Origin of the sequence: Frankia sp. AiPs1, assembly GCF_023716945.1 — a bacterium.
Classification (GTDB): domain Bacteria; phylum Actinomycetota; class Actinomycetes; order Frankiales; family Frankiaceae; genus Frankia.
In genome coordinates this window covers 1-6382 of record NZ_JAMQQF010000335.1, presented here as the reverse complement: position 1 = coordinate 6382, position 6382 = coordinate 1, and the positions used below count along the sequence as shown (strand labels likewise).

At 72.3% G+C, this 6382-nt stretch carries 5 protein-coding genes and 1 pseudogene; 5 read left to right on the top strand and 1 reads right to left on the bottom strand.

Annotated features, from left to right (window positions below; all coding sequences use genetic code 11):
* Together ND748_RS22230 and uvrB are read left to right on the top strand one after the other, a co-directional pair.
* A partial coding sequence (locus ND748_RS22230; RefSeq protein ID WP_251747910.1) for a CdaR family transcriptional regulator occupies positions 1-586 on the top strand: 586 nt, incomplete at its 5' end.
* 151 nt (positions 587-737) lie between these two features.
* Positions 738-2870, top strand: coding sequence for an excinuclease ABC subunit UvrB (gene uvrB / locus ND748_RS22225; protein WP_251747909.1), 2133 nt, complete (start codon positions 738-740; stop codon positions 2868-2870).
* 146 nt (positions 2871-3016) lie between these two features.
* Here uvrB and coaE read toward each other — a convergent pair whose 3' ends face one another.
* Positions 3017-3640, bottom strand: a complete 624-nt coding sequence (gene coaE, locus ND748_RS22220) for a dephospho-CoA kinase (RefSeq protein WP_251747912.1) — start codon at positions 3638-3640, stop codon at positions 3017-3019.
* A 374-nt stretch (positions 3641-4014) separates the two neighbouring features.
* Here coaE and ND748_RS22215 point away from each other — a divergent pair, with 374 nt between their 5' ends.
* The 3 genes and pseudogenes from ND748_RS22215 to ND748_RS22205 form a co-directional block, all read left to right on the top strand.
* On the top strand, positions 4015-4698 hold the full coding sequence (locus ND748_RS22215; protein ID WP_251747911.1) for a hypothetical protein: 684 nt from the start codon (positions 4015-4017) through the stop codon (positions 4696-4698).
* Positions 4699-4844: 146 nt separating this feature from the next.
* On the top strand, positions 4845-5906 hold the full coding sequence (locus tag ND748_RS22210; protein WP_251747908.1) for a M4 family metallopeptidase: 1062 nt from the start codon (positions 4845-4847) through the stop codon (positions 5904-5906).
* A 131-nt stretch (positions 5907-6037) separates the two neighbouring features.
* Positions 6038-6382, top strand: a pseudogene (locus tag ND748_RS22205) (hypothetical protein); the annotation flags it as partial.

The following is a 6382-nucleotide window of genomic DNA, read 5'->3' as shown; positions in this document are numbered from 1 at the left end:
CCCGCCCGGCCGACGGCGAGCGGACGAGTCGGGGGCCGCGGGCGCGGGCTTCTCCCCGCTGCCCGCGTTCGCGCCCACGCCGGAGGCCCCGGCCGCGATGACCGCGCTGACCCACCGGCTGCGGGCCGAGCCCGGCCTGCTGTGGCGGGTGGGGGTCGGCCGTGCGCGCAGCGGCGTCGCCGGGGTCCGAATCGGCTTCGAGGAGGCCCGCGGCGCCGCGGAGCTCGCCGGCCGCCTCGGGTTGGAAGGGGCCGTCGTGCACACCGACGACCTGCTCATCTACAAGGTCCTGCTGCGTGACCGGGAGGCGCTGGCGGAGCTGGTCGAGGCGGTGCTCTCGCCGCTGCGGGCCGCCCGGGGCGGCGCGGGCCCGCTGATCGACACCCTCGACGCCTACTTCACCACCGGTGGGGTGGCGCTCGCCGCGGCGCGCCGGCTGCACCTGTCGGTACGGGCGTTGACCTACCGGCTCGACCGCATCCACGCTCTGACCCGCCACGACCCGACCTCCCCGACCGACCGGTATGTCCTGCAGACGGCGGTGCTCGGCGCCCGGCTGATCGGTTGGAGTCCTGCCGGCGGGTAAGGAGGCCGGCCGGGTGAGGGGGGTTGGCTGGGTGAGGGGGGTTGGCTGGGTGAGAGGGCCAGCCGGGTAGGGCGGCCGGCGAGAGGGCCGGTGGGGTGGTCCGCCGACGGCCGGTCGGAAACTGTCGGAGGGCTGTGGTGTTCTAGATGGCGTGAGCACAACGTTCGAACGGCCCAGCCTCGACATCGAGCGGACACACGCCCCGTTCGAGGTCGTGTCCGACTTCTCCCCGTCGGGCGACCAGCCCGCCGCGATCGACGAGCTGGCCCGGCGGGTGCGGGCGGGCGACACCAACGTGGTCCTGCTCGGCGCGACCGGCACCGGCAAGTCGGCGACGACGGCGTGGCTCGTCGAGCGCCTGCAGCGGCCGACGCTCGTGATGGCCCCGAACAAGACGCTCGCCGCGCAGCTCGCCAACGAGTTCCGCGAGCTGCTGCCACACAACGCGGTCGAGTACTTCGTCTCGTACTACGACTATTACCAGCCCGAGGCGTACATCGCGCAGACCGACACCTACATCGAGAAGGACTCCTCGATCAACGAGGAGGTCGAGCGGCTGCGGCACTCGGCGACGATGAGCCTGCTCACCCGGCGGGACGTCATCGTGGTGGCGAGCGTGAGCTGTATCTACGGGCTGGGCACGCCGCAGGAGTACATCGACCGGATGGTGCGGCTGCGCGTCGGCGACGAGGTCGAACGCGACCTGCTGCTGCGCCGCTTCGTCGACGTCCAGTACAGCCGCAACGACCTGGCCTTCACCCGGGGCACCTTCCGGGTCCGCGGCGACACGGTGGAGGTGTTCCCGGTCTACGAGGAGCTCGCCGTGCGGGTCGAGATGTTCGGCGACGAGATCGAGCGGCTGACCTACCTGCACCCGCTGACCGGGGAGATCGTCCGCGAGGTGGAGGAGATCTTCGTGTTCCCGGCGACGCACTACGTCGCCGGCCCGGAGCGGATGGAACGGGCGATCACGGGGATCGAGGCGGAGCTCGAGGGGCGCCTCGCGACGATGGAGCGCCAGGGCAAGCTGCTGGAGGCCCAGCGGTTGCGGATGCGCACCACCTACGACATCGAGATGATGCGCCAGGTCGGCTTCTGCTCCGGGATCGAGAACTACTCCCGGCACATCGACGGCCGCGAGGCCGGCACCGCGCCGCACACCCTGCTGGACTACTTCCCCGACGACTTCCTGCTGGTGATCGACGAGTCGCATGTGACGGTCCCGCAGATCGGCGGGATGTACGAGGGCGACATGTCCCGCAAGCGCAACCTCGTCGAGCACGGTTTCCGGCTGCCCAGCGCCATGGACAACCGGCCGCTGCGGTGGGAGGAGTTCCTGGAGCGCATCGGCCAGACCGTCTATCTGTCGGCGACGCCGGGCCCCTACGAGCTGGGCCGGGCCGACGGCGTGGTCGAGCAGATCATCCGGCCGACCGGGCTGCTCGACCCGGAGGTCGTGCTCAAGCCGACGAAGGGGCAGATCGACGATCTCGTCCACGAGATCCGGCTGCGCGCGGAGCGGGACGAGCGCGTCCTCGTGACCACGCTGACCAAGAAGATGTCCGAGGACCTCACCGACTACCTGCTCGAACTCGGCATCCGGGTGCGCTATCTGCACAGCGAGGTCGACACCCTGCGCCGGGTGGAGCTGCTCACCGAGCTGCGCCGCGGCGATTTCGACGTGCTCGTCGGGATCAACCTGCTGCGCGAGGGCCTCGACCTGCCCGAGGTGTCGCTGGTGTGCATCCTCGACGCCGACAAGGAGGGCTTTCTGCGCTCCGACAAGTCGCTGATCCAGACCATCGGCCGCGCCGCCCGCAACGTGTCCGGCCAGGTGCACATGTACGCCGACAAGATCACCCCGTCGATGCGCCACGCTATCGACGAGACGAATCGGCGTCGCGAGAAGCAGATGGCCTACAACGCCGAACGCGGCCTCGATCCGCAGCCGCTGCGCAAGAAGGTCGTCGACATCCTCGACGACATGGTCCGCGAGTCGGCCGACGGCGAGCTGGTCGGCGGAGGCGGGCGTTCACAGTCGCGCGGTAAGGCACCGGTGCCGGGGATGAAGTCCCGGGGCGGGGCGCAGAGCACGGTCGGCCGGTACGCCGCCGAGCTCGCCGGGATGCCCTCGAACGAGCTGGCGCAGCTCATCCGCCAGCTCGACGACCAGATGCACGAGGCGGCCAAGGAGCTCCAGTTCGAGCTGGCGGCCCGGTTGCGCGACGAGATCGCCGAGTTGAAGAAGGAGCTGCGCGGCATGGGTGCCGCCGGAGTCCAGTAGCCCACCTGTCCGGCCCTGCGGCCCCGCCGCGGAACCGCCCCGGCCGGGCCGCGCTGTGGGCGGCCGGGCTGGGCAGTAGGCGGCCGGGCTGCGCTGGGAGCGGCCGGGCTGCGCTGTTGCGCCGGGCTGGTTCGGTGGCGGCTGGGCTAGGCGGTGGCGGCCGGGGGGTGTTCGGCGGCGGCGCGGGTGTCGCGGCGGGCGAGCACTTCCCGCCAGACCTCGTCGAGGCGGGCGTCGAGCTCCTCGAGGTTGCCGCCGTTGTCGATGACGATGTCGGCGACGGCGCGGCGCTGCTCGTCGCTGGCCTGCGTGGCCATCCGGGCCAGCGCCTGGTCGCGGGGCAGGCCGCGGCCCTCCAACCGCACCAGCCGCAGCTCACGCGGCGCCTCGACGACCAGCACCAGGTCGTAGTTGCCCGCCGAGTGCACCTCGACGAGCAGCGGCACGTCGTGCAGAACGATCCCGTCCGGGGGGAGCTGCGCGATCCGCCGGGCGGACTCGGCCCGGATGAGCGGATGGACGATCGCCTCCAGGCGCCCGCGAGCCGCCGCATCGGCGAAGACGATTCGGCCGAGTGCCGGGCGGTCGAGGCTGCCATCGGGCGCGGCCAGCTCCGCTCCGAACTCCGCCAGCACCGCGGCGAGGCCCGGAGTGCCCTGCGCGACCACGTCCCGGGCGATCTGGTCGGCGTCGATCAGTAGCGCCCCGCGGGCCGCGAGGCGCGTCGACACCGCACTCTTGCCCGACCCGATACCACCCGTCAGACCCACTGTGAGCACGGTGCCGAGTCTGCCAGCCGCTGCGGGCACATGCGCCGCCGGGCCGTCGATGCGGCGGGTGGACGGCGGTTGACAGACTGGTCCGTATGGGGACAGCCGAAGCGGGGCGGACGCAGGCCGTTCCCAGACCTGCCGATCCCAGACCTGCCGATCCCGGCCGGGCCGCCTCAGACGGTCCTGACCCTGGCGCCAGGGAGCTGCCAGGCGAACCCGAGGCCGAGGCAGGGCGGGTCGACGGCTCGGCAGGGATCGGGCTGGACGACGGATCACCGGACGACGGATCAGCAGTGGCAGGGCGGAGCGACAGCCCTGAAGGGATCGGCAGCCCTGAAGGGGTGGAGCCCGCCGACGCCTCGGCCCGAGCGGTGCCGCGTGGGCGGCGGCTCGCCCGCCAGTTGTGGCCGGCGCTGCTCACCGGCTCGCTGCTCGGATTCGGCGCCCTGGGGCTGGCCCTGGTGCCCGCGCTCGCCGGTCGAGCGCCGCTGCTGCTCATCGCGCTGCGGCCCACCTGGGCGATCCTGCTGCTTGTCGGGGGGTCGGTGCCGTTCGTGCCGGCTCTGCTGGTCGCCGCGTTCTTTCGGGCCCTGGTCGACGTCGGCTACTTCGGGCTCGCGCGCAACAACATCCGGTCTGTCCTGCTGCGGCGTCTCGGCGGGAGCCGGCTGGTCACGGCCCTGGCTCGGCCGGGTACGCAGACCCCACTGCTGTGGTTCTGCCTGGTCAACACCAACGCGGCGGTCGACGCAGCGCTGGGCGCGGGTGGCGTGCCGATGCGTCGGTTCCTGCGGTTCCTGATGCCCGGTTCCCTGCTGTCTGCCGCGTTCTATCTGACCGCGGCGCGGGCGGTGACCCCGTGGATGCGCGGCGTTGTGGACTGGCTGGACGCGCACATGACCTACCTCGTGCTGGGCGGTCTGGCACTGGCTCTCGCGCAGGCGGCCGCACGGGTCGGGCTCCGACGCTGGCGTGGCCGGAGGGGCGCCGGCGTGGCCGAAGGGGCGCCAGCGCCGGTGCGACGACCTCGCCGAAATGGCGATAACACGCCGTAGCTCAACAACCGCACGATGCAGACACTCCGTTGCACTCTGGACATCCTGCGCCGCAGGTAGCAGGGTCGGTGGCTACGGGTCACCGCACCCGTCGGATGCCCGCCGGGCCTCGGTCCGGTCGCCGCCCCCACCCTCCGGAGTCGACCATGCCCTGCCCCCGTCCCGGCGCGCCCTGCGCCATCCCGCCCCACATCCTCGAACGCATCGTCCGCAACGGCAGCGAGGACCAGCGTTCCTGGGCGCTGTCCACCCTCGTTCAGGACGGTTCGCACCGCACGATCCGCGTCCACAACGCCCAGCTTCGCGCCGCGCAGCGCGGCGCCGCACCGCCGCGGCTGGACCCGGACGCCGGTCCGCGCCGCACCGTCGGGGACGCCGCCGGCACCGAGACGCTGCCGGGTCGGACGGTCCGCGTCGAGGGTGCGGCGGCGGTCGCCGACGTGGCCGCCGACGAGGCCTACGACGGCCTCGGCGCCACGTTCACGTTCTACTCGGAGGTGTTCGGCCGCGATTCGATCGACGACGAGGGAATGGCGCTGCTCGCCACCGTCCACTACGGCGACCACTACGACAACGCCTTCTGGAACGGCAGGCAGATGGTGTTCGGCGACGGCGACGGCGAACTCTTCCAGCGGTTCACGGTGTCGCTCGACATCATCGGACACGAGCTGACCCACGGCGTCACCGAGGACGAGGCGGCGCTGATGTACGTCAACCAGTCCGGGGCGCTGAACGAGTCGGTCAGCGACGTCTTCGGTTCCCTGGTGAAGCAGTACGCGCTCGGGCAGACGGCGGAGCAGGCCGACTGGCTGATCGGCGACGCGCTGCTCACCGACGCGGTGCAGGGGGTCGCGCTGCGGTCGTTGAAGGACCCCGGCACCGCCTACGACGATCCCGTACTCGGCGACGACATCCAGCCCGCGCACATGACCGGCTACGTCCGGATGACCGGTGACAACGGTGGCGTGCACATCAACTCGGGCATCCCCAACAAGGCGTTCTACCTCGCCGCGATCGCACTCGGCGGGCACGCGTGGGAGCGAGCCGGCCGGGTCTGGTACGAGAGCCTGCGCGCCCCGCAGGTGCGGCCGAACTCGACCTTCCGCTCGTTCGCAGCGGTGACCAGCCGTCAGGCCGGCGTGCTGTTCGGCGCGGACGAGCGCAAGGCCGTCGCCGAGGCGTGGCGCGAGGTCGGCGTCGCGGTCTGACACTCGACCGGGCGGCGTGATCCCGCGAATCCCATCAAACACCCAGCCTCGGCACAGGCTCCCCACAGCGGGGCCCAGCAGCGTGTCCACCAGCCGGCACACCGGCGGTCCCGCTGTCTTCGAGGAGGAGCATGAACGACGTCAGGATGTCCCGGTACGCGGGCCGGAACGGCACCGCGCCGCGGCGACACCGGCTCATCCTGCCGCTGCTGTCGGTCGCTCTGACAGCCGTGCTGGCCGGATGCGGGGGCGGCGGAAGCGATGCGGCGGCCGGCGCGGCCTCAGCGGGGACCGCTCCGTCGGCGACCCCGTCCACGGGGGCGACTCCCGCCACGGGGGCAACTCCCGCCACGGGGGCAACTCCCGCCGCCGGCGGCTCGGAGGCGATGGCCGCCTACCGGACCTGCCTCGCGAACAACGGGGTGACGCTGCCGACTCCGGGCCGCGGCACATCGGGCGGCGCACCGCCGCAGGGC

Coding starts and splice junctions, on each gene's coding strand:
- ND748_RS22210 (WP_251747908.1), top strand. CDS start 4,845: ATGCCCTGCCCCCGTCCCGGCGCGCCCTGCGCCATCCCGCCCCACATC.